Here is a 20,250-nt window from a genome sequence, read left to right as displayed (position 1 = left end):
TTTATGTTTGCAAAATTCAATAAAATCACGCTAGAAAACGGCTTAGCCGTCTATCACATACCGGTAAATTTAGGTAGCGATGTCATCAGCGTCGATCTATTTTACGATGTGGGCTCAAAGGACGAAGTCATGGGCAAAAGTGGCATAGCCCACATGCTCGAACACCTAAATTTCAAATCCACAAAAAACCGCAAAGCTGGCGAATTTGACGCCATTGTAAAAGGTTTTGGTGGCGTGAATAACGCAAGCACAGGCTTTGATTTCACGCACTATTTCATCAAATGCGAGCGCTCGAATCTAGCCACCTGCCTCGATTTATACGCAGATATTATGGAAAATTTAAAGCTCGAAGAGAGCGAGTTTTTGCCAGAGCGAAATGTGGTTTTAGAAGAGAGGCTTTGGCGCACAGATAACGATCCGTTTGGGTATCTGTTTTTTAGGCTATATAACAGCGCCTTTGTTTATCACCCATATCACTGGACGCCGATTGGATTTAGAAGCGATATAGAGGGCTGGAAAATCGAGGATATTAGGGAATTTCACGCTAAATTTTATAATCCAAACAACGCGGCACTGCTAATCAGTGGCGATATCGATGAAAAAAGTGCGTTTGAGCTAGCCAAAAAGAGCTTTTCGCATATCAAAAATCGCTGCGAAAAATCGCATGTTTGCGCGCCAGAACCAGAGCAAGACGGCGCTAGATTTAATCTCATACACAAAGACTCTCATGTCCAAATCGTGGCAACCGCCTTTAAAATCCCGCCATTTAACCACGCTGACGCAGCCAGCATAAACGCTCTTTGCGACTATCTTGGCGGTATGAAAAGCTCGCTTTTGCAACGAATTTTAGTCGATGAGAAAAAGCTAGCCAATCAAATCGATGTCTATAATCTAGCCAGCAAATATGAAAATTTAATGATAATTTTCGGCGTTTGCAACGCTGGGGTCGCTGGCGAGAGACTAAGAGATGAAATTTTTGCTATCCTAGAAAATGCCAAAAATTCTCAAATCAGCGATGATGAAATCACAAAACTCAAAAATTCAGCCAAATCAAGCCTAATTTACTCCATGGATAGCGCTAGCAAGGTGGCTAGCATTTATGGCTCATATATCATCAGAGGCGATTTGGACGCGCTGTTTAGACTCCAAAGCGATATCGAAAACATCTCAGCGCAAAATTTAAACGAAACTATGAAAAAATATCTCAAATTTAAAAATTCAACCACATTGATTTTACGAAAGGAAAACGATGAATAAAAATGTAATTATCGGTTCAATGACCGCATTAATCACGCCGTTTAAAGATGGCAAACTTGACGAGCAAACCTACGCCAAACTCATAAAACGCCAAATCGATAACGGCATAAATGTCCTAGTCCCTGTCGGTACCACAGGCGAGAGCGCCACATTGACCCACGATGAGCACAAAGTCTGCATAGAAATCGCAGTCGATACCTGCAAAAACACAGGCGTCAAAGTCCTAGCAGGTGCCGGCTCAAACGCCACGCACGAGGCTGTGGATTTAGCCAAATTCGCACAAGCGCATGGGGCTGATGGAATACTCTCTGTCGCGCCATACTACAACAAACCGACCCAAAAAGGCTTGTATCTGCACTACAAAGAGATTGCAAACTCTATCGAAATTCCAGTGCTTTTATACAATGTCCCAGGCAGAACAGGGTGTAATATCGACACAGAAACCATAATCAAGCTTTTTAACGATTGCGACAATATTTACGGTGTAAAAGAGGCAAGTGGCAGTATCGATAAATGCGTGGATTTGCTAGCGCACGAGCCGAAATTAAGCGTGATTAGTGGCGAGGACGCGATAAACTACCCTATCCTATCAAACGGCGGAAAGGGCGTCATCTCAGTAACTGCAAATTTATTGCCTGATTATATTTCAAAGCTCGTAAATTTCGGACTAAACAGCGATTATATCAAGGCAAAAGAGATTAATGATGATTTGTATGCTATAAACAAAATTCTCTTTTGCGAAAGCAATCCAATCCCGATAAAAGCGGCAATGTATATCGCTGGGCTAATGCCAGTTTTGGAGTATCGTTTGCCACTTTGCGAGCCTAGCAAGGAAAATTTAGCTAAAATTGAAGCTGTTATGAAACAATACAATATCAAAGGATTTTAATGATAGAAACTATCAACGAATTTAAAGGAAAAACCCTAGTAATCAGCGGTGGAACGCGCGGAATCGGTCGCGCGATTGTTTTGGAATTCGCCAAAGTTGGCGCAAATGTCGCTTTTACCTACAACTCAAACGAAGAGTTAGCCAAAACCCAAGCAGCCGAGTTAGAGAAGGAATTTGGCATTAAAGCAAGGGCGTACGGCTTAAATATCTTAGAGCCAGAAACCTATAAAGAGCTGTTTGAAAAGATTGACGCAGATTTTGATAGAGTGGATTTTTTCATCTCAAATGCGATTATTTCGGGTCGCGCGGTGGCTGGTGGATACACTAAATTTATGAAGCTAAAACCACGCGGGATTAACAATATCTTTACCGCGACCGTAAATGCCTTTGTCGTTGGCTCGCAAGAAGCAGCCAAACGCATGGAAAAGGTAGGCGGCGGCAGTATAATCAGCCTAAGTTCGACTGGAAATTTAGTCTATATTGAGCATTACTCAGGACACGGCACTGCAAAAGCGGCAGTTGAGGCTATGGCAAGATACGCTGCAACCGAGCTTGGCGAGAAAAATATCCGCGTAAATGTCGTAAGTGGCGGACCAATCGAAACAGACGCGCTAAGAGCTTTTACTAATTATGAAGAAGTGCGCGACAAAACAGCCGAACTAAGCCCGCTTAATCGCATGGGACAGCCGACAGATTTAGCAGGTGCGTGCCTATTTTTGTGTTCGAGCAAGGCAAGTTGGGTTACAGGTCATACATTTATCGTCGATGGCGGAACGACATTTAAATAAAATTTGGAAAAAATATGTGGAATTTACCAAATATATTAGCAATTTTTAGGGTTTTACTAGCACCTTTGTTTTTTTATCTCATTTTGCTTGCTGGCAATGCCGATAGTAGCGGTATGGTTGGCGCGGTGCATGTCAGCTGGATAAACTACTTCGCCGCCCTAACCTTCGTAATCGCCTCCGTGACGGACTTTTTCGACGGATTTATCGCTAGAAGCTGGAATCAAATCACCAAATTTGGCGGTATTATCGATCCTCTGGCTGATAAAATGCTAACCTTGGCTGGATTTTTAGGGCTTATGTATATTGATAGAGCGAGTCCATGGGCTGTGTATCTAATCCTAATCCGCGAGTTTTTTATCACAGGTTTTCGCACGGTTATGGTGAGCGAAAATATCAGCGTCTCAGCCTCAATGGCAGGCAAGGTAAAAACGGTGTCGCAAATGTTTGCCATAGGATTTTTGACAATGCAGTGGAGTGGCGGAAATTTCTTGCTATGGGTCGCAGTCGCACTCACGCTGTATTCGGGACTAGAATACATTTTAGCTTATGCTAAAAATCACAAAAAAAATGCAAAAGCAACGGAGTGATTTTTGAAAAGCATACTTTTAACCATAGGAATTTTGCTTTGTGGATTGTATTTTTACGGGTTGCATTTTTTTGTAACGATTTTAGCCATTAGCTTTTTGATATTTTTCCACGAGCTTGGCCATTTTAGCGTTGCACGCCTGCTTGGCGTGGGCGTAAATGTATTTAGCGTGGGCTTTGGCGAGAAAATTTACACCAAACAAATCGGCGCGACACAGTATTGCATAAGCGCAATCCCGCTTGGCGGATATGTCAGCCTAAAAGGCCAAGAGGATTTAGACCCAAGTGCGAAAAATTTCGACCCCGATAGCTACAACACCAAAGGCCCGCTAGCGCGCATTGCCATACTTGTGGCTGGGCCTGCGTTTAATATAATTTTGGCGTTTTTAATCTACATTAGCCTAGGCTATATCGGCGTAGAGCGTATCGCGCCAATCGTAGGTGCAGTGAGCGAAAACTCAGCCGCACAAAACGCTGGAATCATGGTCGGCGATGAAATTTTATCAATAAATGGCGCACAAATCAGAGAGTGGGACGATATCTCCAAAAATGTCGTGGCCGGGGATTTAAACCTGCAAATCAAGCGCGCAGGTGAAATCAAAAACCTAAATTTAACCCCAAAAATGGGCGAGAAACTAAACATTTGGCGAGAGCGTATCCAAACCCCGCTAATAGGAATTTCTCCTGGAAAAGAACCAAAATATATCACACTATATCACAAAGGTGCTAATTCGCTTAGTTTCGCACTCGATGAAACAATCCAATCTAGCAAAATCATCTTGGTGGGGCTTGAAAAACTCGTCTCAGGCGTCGTATCTCCTAAGGAAATGGGCGGAATCGTCGCTATCACAGATATCACGACTAAGGCCGTAAGCTACGGAGCATCGGTAGTTTTGCTCCTTGTCGCGCTGATTTCTGTGAATTTGGGCATAATAAATCTCTTCCCAATCCCAGCTCTTGATGGCGGACATATTTTGTTTAACCTAATCGAGCTTGTGTTTCGCCGCCCAGTGCCAGAGAAGGTTTTCATCGGTGCTAGCTACGCTGGAATCGCGATTTTGGCAATGCTGATGATTTTTACGATAGTAAATGACTTCGCGCGTATGCTAGGATTTTATCAATGAATTTAGCGCAAATTTTAGAGCGTATCCAAAACGCTAGAATTTCGGCCGGAATTTGGGACAGCGTCCGTCTAATCGCTGTGAGCAAAAATGTAGATACTGACGCGGTGGAAAATCTCTACTCTGGGGGGCAAATCGAATTTGGCGAAAACCGCGTCCAAGAAATGAAGCGAAAATGCGAAATTTTAAGAGACCTGCCCCTAAAATGGCACTTCATCGGCTCGCTTCAAAGCAACAAAATAAATCATCTACTTTCCTTACGCCCATGCTTGTGGCAAAGTTGCAACTCTTATGAGCTTGCTACTGCCGTGAATAAACGGCTAAATTTCACGCTAGATACGCTTTTGGAGATAAATTCCGCTGGCGAAAGTAGCAAAAGCGGGCTTGAAATTTCGCGCGCGATTGATGAGTTTTTGCAGATAAAAGAGAGTTGCAAAAACCTAAATTTATGCGGTGTTATGAGTATCGGCGCACACTCAGAAGACGAGCGCGAAATACAAAAAAGCTTTGAAATCACTTACAAAATTTTTGAAAATTTGCGACCGCACGGCGCAAAAATCTGCTCAATGGGTATGAGCGATGACTTCGAACTAGCCATAAAATGCGGGTCAAATATGGTGCGTTTAGGGCGAATTTTGTATCGATGAAAAACGATATCGTAATATTTTTGCTAGGCATTTGCTGTATAGCGTTTCCAGCCCATGATAATTTGTTCATCTGCTTTGAAATTTTGCTTTTTAATATTCTAGCTTGCGCCCTATTTATAGCGATTGCGTATAAATTTCAAATCTTGCAAAAACGCTACTTCGCGTTATTTTTTTTGATTTTGGCAAATCTTGCAACATTGGCGAATATCTGGGGGATGCCGTGGCCTTCTAACGGATACGAAGGCACTATCGTTCGAATCGAGATTTTCAAGGCAATTTCGGTTTTTAACTTTTGGCTAGTTTATGCTGGATTTTGGCTCTTAGCGGTGCCGATTGTCATCTATATATTCTTTTTGGATCTGCTTGGCAGAATTAGCCTAAAAATACTTTCTAGCAAAAAATCTATCCAAAATTCGAATATTTAAAACAAAATTCTGCAAATTTGGCTAGTGTTTGTGGAAAAACGAATTTCGCCGTGCGAATTCGCCAAATTTGGCATTTCGCACGGCAAGTAAATTTACAAAATCTCTTTTCTGAGCTCGCTAGGGGTTTTTGGCGAGATTAGAGCCGGTGCGATGTCAAAAATGCTAAACGCACCGCTTTTGCCGTCCTTATGAAGTCTATATGCCGCTCTTGCGTAAGCCACCAGCACGCTAGCTGTGAATTCAGGGTTTGAATCAAGTTTTAGGCTAAATTCGATTAAATGCTTTGTCTCGCCGTGCTCTCCTGTGCTGCCGCTTCTTAGCACGAAGCCACCATGTGGGATTCCGCCGTGTTCGCGTTTTAGCGTTTCAAGGTCGATAAAATGCACGGTCGTATCATAATCAGCGAAATAATTTGGCATTGTTTTGATTTCGTTTTCGATTTTTGCCTTATCGGCGCCGTCTTCTACGACTACGAAGCACTCACGCAAATGCTTTTCTCTCGTGCTTAAATTTGGATTTTCTCCGGCTCTGACACTCGCCAACGCGCTTTCTATCGGCACTGTGTATTGTCTAGCATCGACTACGCCTTTGATTCGGCGGATAGCGTCAGAATGCCCTTGGCTCACGCCTTTGCCCCAAAATGTGTAGGTGTTGCCACTTTCTAGCACACTTTCGCCCACAAGGCGATTTAGCGAAAACAGACCCGGATCCCAGCCAATAGCGATAATACCGACATTTCCGCCACTTTTGGCTGCGTTATCGACATTTGCGAAGTGTTCTGTGATTTTTGCGTGAGTATCGAAACTATCGACGACGCAGAAGTTTTTGGCAAACTCTGGCGTTTGTGTCGGCAAATCAGTCGCCGAGCCACCGCAAAGCACCAAAACATCGAATTTGCCCTTGAAATTTAAGATTTCATCTATGCTAAATACACTCGCGCCGCAGGTTTTCACGCTAGCTGGATCGCGGCGAGAAAAAACGCCAAAAACTTCCATATCGCTTGTGTTTCGCACGGCTAGTTCGACGCCACGACCTAAATTTCCATAACCTAAAATTCCTACTTTGATTTTACTCATTTTTTATCCTTTTTATTAAATTTTATTTCTGAATTTTCCCTATTTTTGGGCTTTCACGGCACCATCTCAAATCGCCAAAATCGTTTTGAAAAACCAAAAAATATCATAAAATTTCCTATTTTTTAAACATAAAATACACAGCCAAAACTAGGAAAACAAAGCTTATAATGTGGTTTATGCGAAAGGCTTCGCTTTTGAAAATCAGCAGTGCAAACACGCTAAAAACGCTAAGCGTGATGACTTCTTGGAGAACTTTTAGCTGCCAAATGTCAAACGAACCGCCGTTGCCGATGTAACCGTATTTGTTCGCAGGGATTAGCAGACAATACTCGAAAAACGCCACGCACCAGCCAAAGAGAATAATCCCAAAAAGCCCAAGAGAGCTAAAAAACGGGATTTTGGTAAATTTCAAGTGCGCATACCACGCAATCGTCATCAAAACATTTGAAAAAATCAGTAAAATTATGGTGTAGTATGGTTTCATTTTATCTGCCTAAATTTTTAATTTTATACTCTTTCGCATTTTTCACTTCACTCCCAAATTTGCGAGTTCCCCGCAAACTTTGTTAAATTGCTCTTTTGCGTTTGCTAGGCCGTTGCGATTGGTTTCGATGACACTAGCTGGGGCTGAGGCCATAAATTTCTCATTTCCTAGCATATTTTCTAGTTTGCTAATCTCTTTTTCAAGCTTTGTTTTTTGCGAATTCAAGCGATTTATGATAGGGTTTAAATCCACCCCTTCAAGCGCGACAAAGCTTTCTAAATTCGCGCTCACATCACGCACAGCATTTGCCACAGGAGCACTTACAAACTCGATTTCATCGCATTTGGCAAGTGTTTTGATATAATCTTTCGCCCCGCTTAAATCAAATGAGCTCAGCACAAAAGCCTTTGCGATTTTGGCATTTCCTAAATCAATCGTCGCTTTTGCCCTGCGAATGCTTACAATCGCTTCGATAACTCGCTCAAATAGAGTTTCAATCTCAGCGTTTTGCTCGGCAATTTTTGGATATTTCATCATGGTAACCGAACCAGCCGTTTCTAAGCTAGTCCCGCTAAGCTCATGGTAGAGATACTCGCTGATAAACGGCATAAATGGACTTAAAAGCTTCAAAGCTTCTTTAAAAATCATACCAAGCTCAGGGACTGCGGCTTTGTTTGCTTTGCTAAGCTCAATTCCCCAGTCGCAAAATTCGTCCCAGAAAAATTTATACAAATCAGTCGCAGCGTCGTTGAAGCGGTATGCGTCGAGATTTGCCCTGACCGAATTTACACACGCCTTAAAACGGCTTAGCATATACTCTCCAAGCTTCGTTTTAACCAAATTTTCGTCCAAATCACCGAATTTAGCCGAATTTAAAAGCAAAAATTTACTTGCATTGTAAAGTTTATTTACGAAATTTCTATAAATCAAAAGCTTATCATCGCTTAGGCGTAGGTCGCGACCCTGCACACATAGCACCGTCAGTGTAAAACGCAAAATGTCGGCTGAGTATTCATCGATTTTATCGAGCGGATCGACGATATTTTTGCTTGATTTACTCATTTTTTTGCCGTCTTTGTCCTTAACTAGGGCGTGAAGATAGACATCTTTAAACGGCAATTTAGAAGTAGCATTTTCGCATTGGAAAAACATTCTTGCAACCCAAAAGAAAAGTATGTCAAAGCCCGTAATAAGCATAGTATTTGGGTAAAATTCGCTCAAATCACTTTCAAACCATTTTTCGTTTTTCAAAGCGTCGCCGTTGCCCCAGCCAAGTGTGGAAATCGGCCACAAGCCGCTTGAAAACCAAGTATCAAGGACATCTGGATCTTGCGTGAATTTCGCACTTCCGCATTTTGGGCATTTGCTAGGGTTTTCGCACTCGTCCGCCCACTCATGTCCGCACTCGCAGTAAAACACAGGAATTCGGTGTCCCCACCAAAGCTGACGGCTAATGCACCAGTCTTTTAACTCTCTCATCCACGCATTGAAGCTATTTATCCAGTGCGACGGGAAAAACTCAGCCCCGCCGTCATTTACCATTTTTATGGCGTTTTTAGCGATGTCGGATTTGACAAACCACTGCTTTGAAATATAGGGCTCGACGACATTTTTACAGCGATAGCAATACCCGACTTGATTTTCGTAATCTTCGATTTTTTCGATAAAGCCTAGCTCATCAAGCTTTGCGACGATTTTATCTCTGGCTTCAAGGCGTTCAAGTCCTTTAAATTCGCCACAATATTCGTTTAAAATACCCTTTTCATCGAAGATTGTGATAAATTCCAAATCGTGGCGATTGCCGACTTCGTAGTCGTTTTGATCGTGAGCTGGTGTTACTTTTACGCAACCTGTTCCAAACGCCATATCGACATGCTCGTCAGCGATGATTTTGATTTTTCGCCCTATAATAGGGAGTTCTACAAATTTTCCGATTAAATTTTTATAGCGTTCGTCATTTGGATTTACCATTACAGCAGTGTCACCAAAATATGTCTCAGGGCGAGTAGTCGCTACAACTATAAATTTATCTTTTTCGCCGTCTAAATAGTATCGCACATAATAAAGTTTGCCTTTATTTGCCTTGTGTTCGACTTCGACATCGCTAAGTGCGCCGTCGTGAGTGCACCAATTCACCATATAATTGCCTCGCACGATTAAGCCCTTTTCGTATAAATTTACAAAGGCTTTTCGCACGGCGTTTTTAAGCCCGTCGTCCATAGTAAATCTCTCTCTACTCCACGCTGGACCCACACCAAGACGGCGGATTTGGCGAACTATCGTGCCACCGCTTTGCTCTTTCCATTTCCAAACATGTTTTAAAAACTCTTCTCTGCCGATTTCTTCTTTTTTTATGCCTTTGGCAAGGAGCTCTCGTTCTACGACATTTTGAGTGGCGATTCCTGCGTGATCGAGTCCTGGTTGATACAGTGCTTTGTATCCGTCCATGCGTTTATAACGCGTCATAATGTCTTGGAGTGTGCAAGTAAGAGAGTGTCCTATGTGTAAAACGCCCGTTACATTTGGCGGTGGCATCATAATGCAAAATGTTTTGCCTTTTTCTTGGATATTTTTGTTGCCGTCGATTTCGAAATAACCGCGCTCTTCCCAAATTTTATAAAATTTTTCTTCAACTTCTTTTGGATTGTAAAAATCTGCCATTTTAACTGCCTTTTTATTTGATTTTAAAAACTGATGATTATAGTTAAATTTCACTAAAAACCAGTTAAAATTCGAAATTTTATCGCCAAATTTGCCCTAAATTTGCGATATTTTAAGCAAAATTTTAGTAAAATCAAAGATTTAAAATTTTCACAGAAAGGTTGCAAATGGATTTTGCTATCGAGCTATTTTTGACGATTACTGCACTTGCAATCGTTCTAAACATAGTTTTCAAAGTCTTTGAAATCCCTAGCATTATCGGATATATCGTGGCTGGTGTGTGTTTTACGCAGATTTATAGTCTCACACGCGACGAGAGTATGTATATGTCGCAAATCGCCGAATTTGGCGTGGTTTTTCTGATGTTTAGCATAGGATTGGAGTTTAGCTTCAAGTACCTAATGAGTATGAAAAAAGATGTCTTTTTCAACGGATTTTTGCAGGTTGCAGGCACTGGGCTGATACTCACTCTCATAATAGATCAAGTTTTGAGCGAAAATATCAAAACAGCCATTATTATCGGTCTTGCGCTATCTTTAAGTTCTACTGCAATAGTGCTAAAAAGTCTAAATGACTCTGGCGAAATAAATCGCAATCACGGCAGAAAAGTGCTTGGAATTTTGCTTTTCCAAGATTTGGCTGTAATTCCGATTTTGCTGATGATTGATATTTTTGCCTCCACAGATAGCACGCCTGTAAATGAGCTGATTTTGCACACCGCCATAAGTGCTGCGATTGTGATAGTCTCGCTCATAATCCTTGGCAAATTTGTCATAAATAGCCTTTTTACCTATGTCATCAAGGCAAATTCGAGGGAAATTTTTATCGCTACGGTTTTATTTGTGGTAATTGGTGCTAGTTTTTTAGCACATATTTTTGGGTTTAGTTATACTCTTGGCGCATTTATCGCTGGTATGATTATCGCCGAGACCGAATACAAGCGCGAAATCGCCGCAGGTATGAGCTCACTACGCGACATTTTGCTAGGACTTTTTTTTATCACAATCGGAATTCAGATTAAATTTGACATTATCGCCAACCACTACGGCGTAATTTTACTAGGAATCATCATCATAATGGCGCTAAAAGCAGGCATTGTCTATGCGATACTCATCTTATCAACTCACAAAAGAATTGCGCTCAAATCAGCCCTATCTCTGGCACAAATCGGCGAATTTGCCCTAGCGATTTTCGCACTTTTAATCTCCAAAAATTTAATAAACAAAGAAAATGCGCAAATTCTAATTGCAATCGTTGTGGCGACGATGATTTTGACACCATTTATCCTAAAAAACCTAAACCGTATCGCAAACCGCTTCGAATCAAATGTCGAAAAACTCGAAGACGAGGTGCATAAGGTCAAAATTTCGCCTATGAAAAACCACTTCGTCATCGTTGGATACGGCAGAGTCGGTCAAGAAATACTGCTTAGACTACGCGATAATGGCCTGCCATATATCGTGGCTGAAAGCGATTTGGAGCTTGTAGATCTTGGCAAATCTCGTGGCGAAAATGTGCATTTTGCAAATATGATGCAAAAAAGCGTCATCGACGAATTTAGCCTGCGTCAGGCATCTGTGATAATCCTAACGCTCACAAACCAAGAAAAACTCGATATCGTTACAAATATGCTAAATAAGGAAAATTTAAGCGCAAAAATCATTGTGATGTATTCAGGGCCGTATCGCAAGGTCGAATTAGAGGGCGAATTCGGCGAGAATTTTATATTTATGAAGGAAGAGCGCATGCTAGCTGGCTCGCTTTTGCAAGAGGCGTTAAGACAAAAATTACAAAGCTAAAATTTTAAAAATTTAAGTAGAATATAGAAAAAATAAAGGAAATTTAGTGATAAAAATCGAAAATTTGCATAAAAGTTTCGGAAAATCCGAAATCATAAAAGGTGTCAGCGCCGAGATCAAAAAAGGCGAAATTTTCGCTATCGTAGGACAAAGTGGCGCAGGCAAAAGCACCCTACTTCGCTGTATAAACGGACTAGAAAATTACCAAAGCGGCAGTCTAAAAGTCGCTGGCAAAGAGGTGGCGGATTTAAAAGGCGATGAAGTGCGCGAATTTCGCAAAAATATCGGTATGATTTTTCAACATTTCGCGCTGATGAGCCGAAAAACGGTCGCCGAAAATGTCGCCACACCGCTTAGGTTTTGGAAATTTGAGGAAGGATATATCAAAGAGCGCGTGGGCGAACTACTCGAACTAGTCGGCCTCAAAGACAAAGCAAACGCCTATCCTAGCGAGCTTAGCGGCGGTCAAAAGCAAAGAGTAGCCATTGCTAGGGCATTGGCGCTAAAACCGCAAATTTTACTTAGCGACGAGGCGACTTCTGCTCTTGATCCAAACACAACGACGCAAATTTTAAATTTACTTAAAGAAATCAACCGCTCGCTTGGCATTACGATAGTTTTGGTAACGCACGAAATGGAGGTCGTCAAAAGCATAGCCAACCGCGCAATGCTCCTAAAACACGGCGTTGTCGTGGGCTCTGGCGATATCGTGGAGCTGTTTTTGCACCCTGATGAGCATATGAAGGAATTCCTAGGCGAAGAGGAAATGCTACCGCCAAATAATATAAATGTAAGGCTATTTTTCCCGCCAGATGTCGCGTTTGATAGCATTATCACGCACATGGCGCACGAGCTTGGCATAAATTTCAATATCGTCTGGGGTAAGTTAGAGCGCCTGGATAAAAGCGTCGTGGGCTCGCTCGTGATAAATGTCCTACCGACCCAGCTCGAAGCCGTGGAGAAATATATCAGCGAAAAGGGCGTGATTTACGAAGTCGTGGAGAAGAAATAATTTTTCCCAAAAAAATATAATTAAAATTAAAAAATAAAATCGGCGAAGTCATTTGAAATTTGACTTCGCCAAGTGAAAATTTGTAAATAAAATTTGAAATTTGGCAAAGCCTAAGCCCTGCCAAATTTGCCAATTTTAGCGGATTACTAGCCCTTGTGGGATACCGTTTCTAATAACCCAAACTAGGACTTTTTTGCCTTTATAGGCTTTTATATATTTATTGAAATCATCGATATTTTCGACATCGTTTTGACCGATTTGGATAATTATATCGCCCTTTCTAAACCCATACTCGCTCGCTTTTGAATCCGCTTTTACATTTGTTACGATTGCGCCTTTTAAATCTTTATTTAGCGCGTATTTTGAGCGAATTTCATCATCTAGATTTTTAAGGCTTAGCCCCTCTAATGCGCCCTCATCGACATTTGAGCTACCAGCATTAGATGATTTATCCATGCTATCTAGTTTGAGTGTTACTTTTTGGTTTTTGCCGTCGCGCTCGAACTCGATTTCGACCTTGCTACCCGGATTCATCGAGCCGACCAAATTTTTAAGCTCGTTTGCGTTTTTGACAGGTTTGTCATCGACTTTTATAATCAAATCGCCTCTTTTAATGCCCGCTTTATCCGCTGGCAAGCCCTCTTCCACGCTCGAAATCAGCGCGCCTTCTTTGCTATTGTAAATCTCTTTTTGCTCTTTTGACATATCGCTAATCGTTACGCCGATATATCCGCGCTCGATTTTGCCGTCGCTAATGAGCTTTTTGGCGATATCTTTGACCATATTTGATGGGATTGCAAATCCTATGCCGTTGTTTCCGCCACTTCTGCTTAAAATCGCCGAATTTATACCAATGAGCGCACCACGGCTATCGACTAACGCACCGCCTGAGTTGCCCGGATTTATCGAAGCGTCTGTTTGGATAAAATTTTCGTATTGATTAAGCCCGATATTGTTTTTATTTAGCGCAGAGACGATTCCTTGTGTAATCGTGCCACCCACGCCAAATGGATTTCCGATAGCAAACACTATATCGCCCTCCACAGCCTTTGACGAATCAGCAAATTTAATCGCAGATAGCCTTTTTTCCTCGATTTTGATAATCGCCAAATCTGTCTTCGAATCCGTTCCTACGACCTTGGCTTTATACTCTTTGTCATTATCGAGCAGTGTAACTACGATTTCATCGGCATTTTCGACGACATGGTTATTTGTAACGATATATCCGTCATCTGAGATAATCACGCCAGATCCCAAAGAGCTGACCTCGCGCTCTTGTCTAGGCAGGTTAAAATCGAAAAATTGCTTAAAAAACGGATCGTTAAACATCTCCGCCATTGGGTTGTTTGCGACTTTGTGTTTTGATTTGGTCGAGATATTTACGACAGATTTTTTCGCCTCGGCAATCGAGCTGTGGTATGAGAGAACGACATCCTTGCTAAACTCAGGATTTACACGATCAAATTTCGCGCCAGCCTCGCTGATATCGATATTCGCACCAAAAAGCGAAGCGCTAAGTGCCAAAGATAGCAAAACGGTTTTTTTCATTATAAATTCCTTTTGAATAAAATTTTCGTGCAATTATAAATTTCTAGGGCTAATATTTGTTTAATACATTTACAAGATTTATAAACAAAATATATTAAACTTGATTGACATAGACTAAACTTTTATGATATAATCCGTATAAAATTTAAGAAAAAAAGGGAGGAAAAATGGCAAATTCTAGCCTTTATGAAACTCTTGGCATTAGCAAATCTGCCAGTGCTGACGAGATTAAAAAAGCCTATCGCAGGCTCGCTAGAAAGTATCACCCAGATATCAACAAAGACCCCGGCGCAGAGGAAAAATTCAAAGAAATCAACGCAGCGTATGAAATTTTAAGCGATGAGAAAAAACGCGCTCAGTATGACCAATACGGCGACTCAATGTTTGGCGGTCAAAATTTCCACGATTTCGCCAAGGGTTCGGCTGGCATGGGCGATTTAAACGACATTTTAAACAGCATTTTTGGCGGATTTTCTGGCGCGAAGGGCTCACGCGGGGGCTTTGATTTTGGCGGCGGGTTTAATCCGTTTGGATTCGGTGCTGGGTTTAGCGGCGGATTTGGCGCAGATTTAGACAAACACAGCGCGATCGAAATCCCCTTTGACACCGCGATAAATGGCGGAGAAATGAGTATAAATTTAGGTGGCGAAAATGTGAAATTCAAGATCCCAGCGGGGATTAATACAGGCGAGAAACTGCGCATTAGGGGCAAAGGCAACTCAAACGGCGAGCAAAGCGGAGATTTGATTTTGGAGATTAAAATTTCGCCAAGCGCTGAGTATGAGCGTAACGGCGATGATTTAAGCAAAAAAATCGATGTCCCGCTAAAAACTGCGCTTTTTGGTGGCAAAATCGAGGTCGCCACACCCAAAAAAACAGCCACGATTAAAATCAGCAAAAACACCAAAAACGGCCAAAAATACCGCCTCAAAGGCTATGGCGTGCAAAACCGCAAAACCAAAATTTTAGGCGATCTCTACGCCGTAGTAAATATCGTCTTGCCAGACGCCGATAGCCTAAGCGATGAAGCGCGCGAAGTGCTAGAAAAATTATAAGGAGAAAATATGCACGATTATGACGAGCCGGTTTATCTAATCTCAATCGTAGCCAAGGTGCTAGATATCCACCCCCAAACTCTGCGCCAATACGAGCGCGAGGGCCTAGTCAAGCCGGGCAGGACGGACGGCAAAATGAGGCTGTATTCGGCGCGCGATATGGATAAAATCCGTATGATAGTAAATCTCACAAAGGAGCTCGGCGTGAATTTAGCGGGCGTGGATGTGATTTTTAGACTGCAAGATCAAATCAGCGAATACGAAAAAGAGATCGAAATTTTGCGTGGGAAGATTTTAGAACTCGGCGGAGAGATTTGAAAATTTAGCGAAATTTGAAATTTTGGGCTATGAGCCAAATTTGCTAAATTTCGATAAATTTCGCCAAATTTCCCCCTGTAATTCGATAAATTCCCCAAATTTCCCAGCGATAAATTTGATAAATTTTAAATTCAGCCCAAAACTACGAAACCTTATCTACTAATTTGCAAAAATCTTTTTCATCGAAACGATTAAAATTTTAAGTTTTTTTTATGGGGGGGGGGGGGGTAAAATAAACGAATTTTTTTAAAAAAGGAGTTTAAATGGGATTTTGGGATAAAGTAGGAGAAATAGCAACGATAGTTGTTTTTGTAATTTTTTCTCCGATATTAGTTCCTATTGCTTTAATTGCAGTGTGGCTAGAAGGCAAAGAAAATATTATTGCCCTAGATGGTAAAAGTATGAGTGGCAAAGATACCTTGATAAATATTTTATCAGGTAAAGGTTTTACAAAAAAGCATAAAGCTACACCAGATAATCAAATGCTTAAAATGGAGATAAAATACGGCAATACTGAATTTGCTGTAACAGAATTTCATAATGTCAGTGGTGCAGATAAAGCAAATAATCAAAAAGCAGAATTGCGAAAAAAGATTTTTAGCGATGAATATTCTAATAAAAATATTTATTTCATTTACCTTTTTGACGCCAAGCTTTATAGAGATAATCCAAAAGAGAAAAAAGATATACAAGCTGATATTAAGGCGTTTTTAAAACAAATAAATTCTATAAATTCAAAGCCAGCAAGAGAAAAAAAGATAAATTTTAAGGTTTTAGGCACTAGGGGCGATGAATTTACAAAAAAAGATAAAGAAAATATCGAAAACCAGATAAGAGAACTTGGCGTAGAGTGTGAAATTTTTGATATGACAAAGACCAAAACCGAACACTTAATGCCATTTATCATAGGAGAACAAAAATGATAAAAATAACAATTCAAGGTAAAAACCACGACCAAGACCAACTAGCGTGGGAAAATGGAAAAGAGTTAAAAAACAAAGATGAAATTCAAAGAATTTACAATGAAATTTCATTTCCTATGAACAAAAATGGTTTTTTATGGGACGATAGAGAAAAAGCAAAGTTGCTAAGAAATATAAATTTTATGTTTATTTATCACCCAGAAAAAGACGATATTGGTAGAACAAGGGTGGCAAAAATACTTTGGGATTATAAATCAGACCAAAGTGAAATTCAAAAAACTATTAAGTTGGCAGGGCTTGATTATGAACGATTTTTGCGAATTTGTGATGAAGCAAAAGCCAAAAAATCAAAACAAAATAAGAAAAATACTATTATAGGCGGTGTTGTGGGACTATTAGTGGGAGCTATTGCTACGGATACTGCCATTAAAGCTATTGCACTTGGTGTGGCAGGTGCAATCATCGGCAATATCGCAACAAAGATAAAAGGATAAAAAATGGCAATCTCAATACCAAATAAACAAGAAATTTTAGTTTTGGATTATGATACTAAAAAATTATTTGAAAAAAATCCAGAAGATACAGAACCACTAACGCAGAAAAAGAAATATGAAATAATTTTAAAAGATGATTTGGAATTTGGAGATTATTTTGTAAAACGAAACTCTAATTTAATCCCTATAAAAAATTTACCAGAAGATGAAAATTTATATTTAGTCTATTCTGAACTTAGAAATAATCTATTTTTCCCGCTGAAAGATTTTCAAATTTTATATAGAGATGAAATTAAAGCGGTTCTTTTTGCTTTGGCGATGAAAATGGGCGCAAAAAGCTATGAATTCGAATTTTACGAAGAAGAGATAAATTTAGAAGAGCGCAAAAAAACACTCGAAACAGGCGTCGGTGGTAGCTTCAAAAAAATCAGTGCAGAAGCAAAAGCTTCGATTGAAAAAAAAGAAAATTCGGATGAAAAAAGATTTGCAGAAAAATTAGTCAAAGGAAATTTCCCAAATAACAAAGCCGTATCAAAAGAAAAGTTGCAACAATTCATAGACGAAGAAAATATAAATTTAAATGCCCTGCCGCCCGAATTTGCAGGATTAATAAGGTGCTATGACGGCACTTCACAAATCGGCGGAAATTTGGAGCAAACAGAAAAATTAACTACTTCTTTACAAAAAAGTGCAAAATTTTTGGTAGATATGTCGCTAAATGGCGGCGTGGCTGATTTTTTAAGAGCAGGTGTTGAAGCGAATTTTATAAGCGAAAGCGAAACTTCTTATTCATTTTATAGCAAAATTCGCTGGAAATTGGAGTTTTAATTAAACAAAATTTTTAAATAAAAAGGGGCAAAAATGATAACCCTAGCGATAATAAAAGGCTCGACACTTTTTGTGTATAACGGCTCGAAGTTGCTTTTCAGTAGAAGTGCGGTTGGCGTTACGCTTCTTGGCTTTACAGCCAGTAGCGTAACACTAGCTAGCAAAACCAGCATTTACACTTACGATGAAAAAGGCAGACAGATAAGCATGCGACCAAGATAATCGCATAATTTTTTTGAAAATCAAAGAGCGGAATTTATCTTTAATAGATAGCAATGAGTTTATAAAAAAGTTTTTCGTCTTATGACGAGTTACGACAAAGAGCATTAGAAATCAAAAAACAGGCAAAAAACTTAGAAAAATATAAAAACGATTTTTATGCTTGGCTAAGACAAATAGATAATTTTAGTAATGAAACGATAGATGTAGAATTCGAAGTTTTATAAAATTTTGGTGTAAGCAATGAAGGGAAAATTTGAAAAAATAAAAAATCAGCTGAAAACTAATTTCGCAAATAGTGTAAAAATGGGGAAAAATGATTATAATCTTTTCTCTATTTTACGCAAAGACAACGAAGAAGCGGGTTTGCACTCGGCTTTTATATTTTCGTTGCTAGATACAGACGGCGAACACTATCAAAGCGATTTGTTTTTAAAACTATTTTTATGCGCTATCGGATATGATAATTTTTTTGATGATACAAAAAATGTAATCGTTAAAAAAGAATATGTTGCTAGCGACGACGCAAGATATGATATTTTTATAGAAGAAAATAAAAAATGTATAGTTTTAGAAAACAAAATAGATACAAGCGACAACAAAGGCGATGATGAAAAAAGCGGGCAAATAGATAAATATATAGACAATTTGAGTAAAGATAAGAAAGAATTTTTACTTTTGTATCTCACGCCAAATGCAAACAAGCCGAAAAATACAACAAAATATGATTTTTCTAACGATAATAAAATTTTAGATAAAAATAAAAATGAAATCGGAAAATATGGGCTTATTTCATACGACAAAGAAATCAAAAATTGGATAGAACTTTGTTTAGCAAAAGTAAATAATCCTGAAAATTTGGCTATTTATTTAAAGGCTTACTTGGAAGTCATAGATAAAATTTTAGGACGATATAGGAGTGTTATGGCTATGAAAATAGATAATTTATTGGTTAATTATGAAAATTATAAATTTCTTAGTGAAATGGAAAAATACTTCAAAAACGGGTATTTTGAAAAGCGTAAAAAAGAAATTTTAAATAAATTTTTAGAAAAAATAAAAGAAAAATTTGAAATATATAATCCAAATTTGAAATTTAAAATCTTAAATGAAAAAGAAAGAAAGGAAGAAGAATATTTGTTTAAAATAACAAATGATAATATCGAAAATTTTTTCTTACAACTAGATTATCAGGCACAAAGAAACAGTGTCAGTTTTGGTATTGCAACCAAAGAAAAATTTGAAAAACAAAATATAAACAAAGATTTTAAAGATTTAAACTCATTTAAATTTTACAAAGATGAAACTTACATATATAAAGAAATTTGCAATAAAAATTTGATTGAATATATATTAGAATTTGACAAAAATAATTTAGAAAATTCTATAAATTTAGCTTCTGAAAAATTTTATAACGAAATAGATAATAACTTTGAAATTTTAGAACCTATACTAGAAGAATTCAATAATAACCCAAATAGATATTTGATAGAAACCACCCAAAAGGATCACAAATGAAACTAGCTAAATTTTACGGATTAAGAGATGAAAAAGGAGCAAAAAATGAATTCATTAAATTTGCCTTACAAATATGCGGCGATTTATCTTTTGGTAGATGAGATAGAAAAAGGCAAAATTTAAGCCTGTATCTACAAAGTGGTAGGAACGATGATGATGAGATTAAACAAATTGCCTTTTGTGGATTTGAAATGCCTGAATTCAAAGAAAAATCAGACATTGGATCTATATTGTATGGGGGCTATATTAGTTATTATAGCCATAATTCGTTTGAACTAAATGAAATCATCAAAATGTGCAGAAAATTAAGACCAAAGGGTATTGAGATTTTACGCGATTTTATAAACAAAATCGAAAAATTTGAAGTCGAGCAGATGATAATTTAAAAACCAAAAACAGCTATGCCACTATGGCAAAGATAAAACTAGCAAAAACTCTTATTTTGCTCGTGAAAAAAGATAGTAAATTTGGCTTATTTGATGGAAATTCAAGGAGTTTATCCCTGCGATTTGCGATGAGATAAAATTTGACAATGAATTGCGAAATGATGCATTTTAATACGAGCAAACCACGCTCAAAATCCAAGCTCGTATTACACGAAAC

The 20,250-nt window shown here is 39.1% G+C and carries 21 protein-coding genes; 17 read left to right on the top strand and 4 right to left on the bottom strand.

What is annotated here, in order from left to right:
- Positions 1-3: 3 nt before the first annotated feature.
- The 7 genes from OFO07_RS01165 to OFO07_RS01135 are packed head-to-tail and all read left to right on the top strand — an operon-like array spanning position 4 to position 5,712.
- Positions 4-1,257 (top strand): M16 family metallopeptidase, encoded by a 1,254-nt coding sequence (locus OFO07_RS01165; protein WP_270870640.1) that lies wholly within the window; start codon positions 4-6, stop codon positions 1,255-1,257.
- The gene (dapA, locus tag OFO07_RS01160) at positions 1,250-2,146 is read left to right on the top strand and encodes a 4-hydroxy-tetrahydrodipicolinate synthase (RefSeq protein WP_270870639.1); all 897 of its coding nucleotides are present in this window, start codon (positions 1,250-1,252) and stop codon (positions 2,144-2,146) included. The genes OFO07_RS01165 and dapA overlap by 8 nt, the downstream gene beginning before the upstream one ends.
- On the top strand, positions 2,146-2,934 hold the full coding sequence (locus OFO07_RS01155) for an enoyl-ACP reductase (protein ID WP_270868015.1): 789 nt from the start codon (positions 2,146-2,148) through the stop codon (positions 2,932-2,934). The genes dapA and OFO07_RS01155 overlap by 1 nt, the downstream gene beginning before the upstream one ends.
- Before the next feature lie 14 nt (positions 2,935-2,948).
- Entirely contained in the window at positions 2,949-3,521 is a 573-nt protein-coding gene (gene pgsA / locus OFO07_RS01150) for a CDP-diacylglycerol--glycerol-3-phosphate 3-phosphatidyltransferase (RefSeq protein ID WP_270862416.1), read from the top strand.
- 3 nt (positions 3,522-3,524) lie between these two features.
- On the top strand, positions 3,525-4,643 hold the full coding sequence (gene rseP / locus OFO07_RS01145) for an RIP metalloprotease RseP (protein WP_270870638.1): 1,119 nt from the start codon (positions 3,525-3,527) through the stop codon (positions 4,641-4,643).
- Positions 4,640-5,287 (top strand): YggS family pyridoxal phosphate-dependent enzyme, encoded by a 648-nt coding sequence (locus tag OFO07_RS01140; RefSeq protein WP_270870637.1) that lies wholly within the window; start codon positions 4,640-4,642, stop codon positions 5,285-5,287. The genes rseP and OFO07_RS01140 overlap by 4 nt, the downstream gene beginning before the upstream one ends.
- Complete coding sequence (locus tag OFO07_RS01135; RefSeq protein WP_270862413.1) at positions 5,284-5,712, top strand: hypothetical protein; 429 nt, start codon at positions 5,284-5,286, stop codon at positions 5,710-5,712. The genes OFO07_RS01140 and OFO07_RS01135 overlap by 4 nt, the downstream gene beginning before the upstream one ends.
- 92 nt (positions 5,713-5,804) lie before the next feature.
- Here OFO07_RS01135 and OFO07_RS01130 read toward each other — a convergent pair whose 3' ends face one another.
- The 3 genes from OFO07_RS01130 to OFO07_RS01120 form a co-directional block, all read right to left on the bottom strand.
- The gene (locus OFO07_RS01130) at positions 5,805-6,788 is read right to left on the bottom strand and encodes a diaminopimelate dehydrogenase (RefSeq protein ID WP_270870636.1); all 984 of its coding nucleotides are present in this window, start codon (positions 6,786-6,788) and stop codon (positions 5,805-5,807) included.
- Between the two features lie 115 nt (positions 6,789-6,903).
- Positions 6,904-7,272, bottom strand: a complete 369-nt coding sequence (locus tag OFO07_RS01125; protein ID WP_270870635.1) for a DMT family protein — start codon at positions 7,270-7,272, stop codon at positions 6,904-6,906.
- Positions 7,273-7,314: 42 nt separating this feature from the next.
- Positions 7,315-9,933 carry a valine--tRNA ligase gene (locus OFO07_RS01120; protein ID WP_270870634.1) on the bottom strand — a complete coding sequence of 873 codons (2,619 nt, stop codon included), beginning with the start codon at positions 9,931-9,933 and terminating at the stop codon, positions 7,315-7,317.
- 167 nt (positions 9,934-10,100) lie between these two features.
- Between OFO07_RS01120 and OFO07_RS01115 the strand changes: the two genes are divergently transcribed.
- The gene (locus OFO07_RS01115) at positions 10,101-11,732 is read left to right on the top strand and encodes a cation:proton antiporter domain-containing protein (protein WP_270870633.1); all 1,632 of its coding nucleotides are present in this window, start codon (positions 10,101-10,103) and stop codon (positions 11,730-11,732) included.
- Positions 11,733-11,778: 46 nt separating this feature from the next.
- Positions 11,779-12,744: a methionine ABC transporter ATP-binding protein gene (locus OFO07_RS01110; protein WP_270870632.1), complete on the top strand. Its 966-nt coding sequence runs from the start codon at positions 11,779-11,781 to the stop codon at positions 12,742-12,744.
- A 135-nt stretch (positions 12,745-12,879) separates the two neighbouring features.
- Here OFO07_RS01110 and OFO07_RS01105 read toward each other — a convergent pair whose 3' ends face one another.
- Positions 12,880-14,292 (bottom strand): DegQ family serine endoprotease, encoded by a 1,413-nt coding sequence (locus OFO07_RS01105; RefSeq protein WP_270870631.1) that lies wholly within the window; start codon positions 14,290-14,292, stop codon positions 12,880-12,882.
- 167 nt (positions 14,293-14,459) lie between these two features.
- Between OFO07_RS01105 and OFO07_RS01100 the strand changes: the two genes are divergently transcribed.
- From OFO07_RS01100 to OFO07_RS01065, 8 genes are all read left to right on the top strand, one after another.
- A complete protein-coding gene (locus OFO07_RS01100) occupies positions 14,460-15,347 on the top strand; it encodes a DnaJ C-terminal domain-containing protein (RefSeq protein WP_270870630.1) in 888 nt (295 codons plus the stop codon).
- A gap of 9 nt (positions 15,348-15,356) precedes the next feature.
- Positions 15,357-15,665 (top strand): heat shock protein transcriptional repressor HspR, encoded by a 309-nt coding sequence (locus tag OFO07_RS01095; RefSeq protein WP_270866408.1) that lies wholly within the window; start codon positions 15,357-15,359, stop codon positions 15,663-15,665.
- A gap of 263 nt (positions 15,666-15,928) precedes the next feature.
- Positions 15,929-16,588 (top strand): hypothetical protein, encoded by a 660-nt coding sequence (locus OFO07_RS01090; protein WP_270870629.1) that lies wholly within the window; start codon positions 15,929-15,931, stop codon positions 16,586-16,588.
- The gene (locus tag OFO07_RS01085) at positions 16,585-17,082 is read left to right on the top strand and encodes a glycine zipper family protein (protein ID WP_270870628.1); all 498 of its coding nucleotides are present in this window, start codon (positions 16,585-16,587) and stop codon (positions 17,080-17,082) included. The genes OFO07_RS01090 and OFO07_RS01085 overlap by 4 nt, the downstream gene beginning before the upstream one ends.
- A gap of 3 nt (positions 17,083-17,085) precedes the next feature.
- Complete coding sequence (locus OFO07_RS01080; RefSeq protein ID WP_270870627.1) at positions 17,086-17,910, top strand: hypothetical protein; 825 nt, start codon at positions 17,086-17,088, stop codon at positions 17,908-17,910.
- Positions 17,911-17,943: 33 nt separating this feature from the next.
- Positions 17,944-18,132, top strand: coding sequence for a hypothetical protein (locus OFO07_RS01075; RefSeq protein ID WP_270866413.1), 189 nt, complete (start codon positions 17,944-17,946; stop codon positions 18,130-18,132).
- Positions 18,133-18,372: 240 nt separating this feature from the next.
- Positions 18,373-19,647, top strand: coding sequence for a PDDEXK-like family protein (locus OFO07_RS01070; protein WP_270870626.1), 1,275 nt, complete (start codon positions 18,373-18,375; stop codon positions 19,645-19,647).
- A gap of 191 nt (positions 19,648-19,838) precedes the next feature.
- Complete coding sequence (locus tag OFO07_RS01065) at positions 19,839-20,033, top strand: hypothetical protein (RefSeq protein WP_270870625.1); 195 nt, start codon at positions 19,839-19,841, stop codon at positions 20,031-20,033.
- Positions 20,034-20,250 lie beyond the last annotated feature (217 nt).

It is taken from the genome of Campylobacter sp. JMF_06 NA1 (assembly GCF_027737785.1).
Lineage (GTDB): Bacteria > Campylobacterota > Campylobacteria > Campylobacterales > Campylobacteraceae > Campylobacter_B.
Note: the sequence above shows the minus strand (reverse complement) of the source record. Positions and strands in the feature narration are given on the sequence as shown.

What these genes read in the sequence shown, in the direction of transcription:
- OFO07_RS01130 (WP_270870636.1), bottom strand. Translation starts at nt 6,788, where the DNA reads ATGAGTAAAATCAAAGTAGGAATTTTAGGTTATGGAAATTTAGGTCGT.
- OFO07_RS01105 (WP_270870631.1), bottom strand. Translation starts at nt 14,292, where the DNA reads ATGAAAAAAACCGTTTTGCTATCTTTGGCACTTAGCGCTTCGCTTTTT.
- OFO07_RS01095 (WP_270866408.1), top strand. Translation starts at nt 15,357, where the DNA reads ATGCACGATTATGACGAGCCGGTTTATCTAATCTCAATCGTAGCCAAG.
- OFO07_RS01065 (WP_270870625.1), top strand. Translation starts at nt 19,839, where the DNA reads ATGCCTGAATTCAAAGAAAAATCAGACATTGGATCTATATTGTATGGG.
- OFO07_RS01135 (WP_270862413.1), top strand. Translation starts at nt 5,284, where the DNA reads ATGAAAAACGATATCGTAATATTTTTGCTAGGCATTTGCTGTATAGCG.
- OFO07_RS01080 (WP_270870627.1), top strand. Translation starts at nt 17,086, where the DNA reads ATGGCAATCTCAATACCAAATAAACAAGAAATTTTAGTTTTGGATTAT.
- dapA (WP_270870639.1), top strand. Translation starts at nt 1,250, where the DNA reads ATGAATAAAAATGTAATTATCGGTTCAATGACCGCATTAATCACGCCG.
- OFO07_RS01125 (WP_270870635.1), bottom strand. Translation starts at nt 7,272, where the DNA reads ATGAAACCATACTACACCATAATTTTACTGATTTTTTCAAATGTTTTG.
- OFO07_RS01115 (WP_270870633.1), top strand. Translation starts at nt 10,101, where the DNA reads ATGGATTTTGCTATCGAGCTATTTTTGACGATTACTGCACTTGCAATC.
- OFO07_RS01075 (WP_270866413.1), top strand. Translation starts at nt 17,944, where the DNA reads ATGATAACCCTAGCGATAATAAAAGGCTCGACACTTTTTGTGTATAAC.
- OFO07_RS01140 (WP_270870637.1), top strand. Translation starts at nt 4,640, where the DNA reads ATGAATTTAGCGCAAATTTTAGAGCGTATCCAAAACGCTAGAATTTCG.
- OFO07_RS01070 (WP_270870626.1), top strand. Translation starts at nt 18,373, where the DNA reads ATGAAGGGAAAATTTGAAAAAATAAAAAATCAGCTGAAAACTAATTTC.
- OFO07_RS01120 (WP_270870634.1), bottom strand. Translation starts at nt 9,933, where the DNA reads ATGGCAGATTTTTACAATCCAAAAGAAGTTGAAGAAAAATTTTATAAA.
- OFO07_RS01155 (WP_270868015.1), top strand. Translation starts at nt 2,146, where the DNA reads ATGATAGAAACTATCAACGAATTTAAAGGAAAAACCCTAGTAATCAGC.
- pgsA (WP_270862416.1), top strand. Translation starts at nt 2,949, where the DNA reads ATGTGGAATTTACCAAATATATTAGCAATTTTTAGGGTTTTACTAGCA.
- OFO07_RS01085 (WP_270870628.1), top strand. Translation starts at nt 16,585, where the DNA reads ATGATAAAAATAACAATTCAAGGTAAAAACCACGACCAAGACCAACTA.
- OFO07_RS01100 (WP_270870630.1), top strand. Translation starts at nt 14,460, where the DNA reads ATGGCAAATTCTAGCCTTTATGAAACTCTTGGCATTAGCAAATCTGCC.
- OFO07_RS01165 (WP_270870640.1), top strand. Translation starts at nt 4, where the DNA reads ATGTTTGCAAAATTCAATAAAATCACGCTAGAAAACGGCTTAGCCGTC.
- OFO07_RS01090 (WP_270870629.1), top strand. Translation starts at nt 15,929, where the DNA reads ATGGGATTTTGGGATAAAGTAGGAGAAATAGCAACGATAGTTGTTTTT.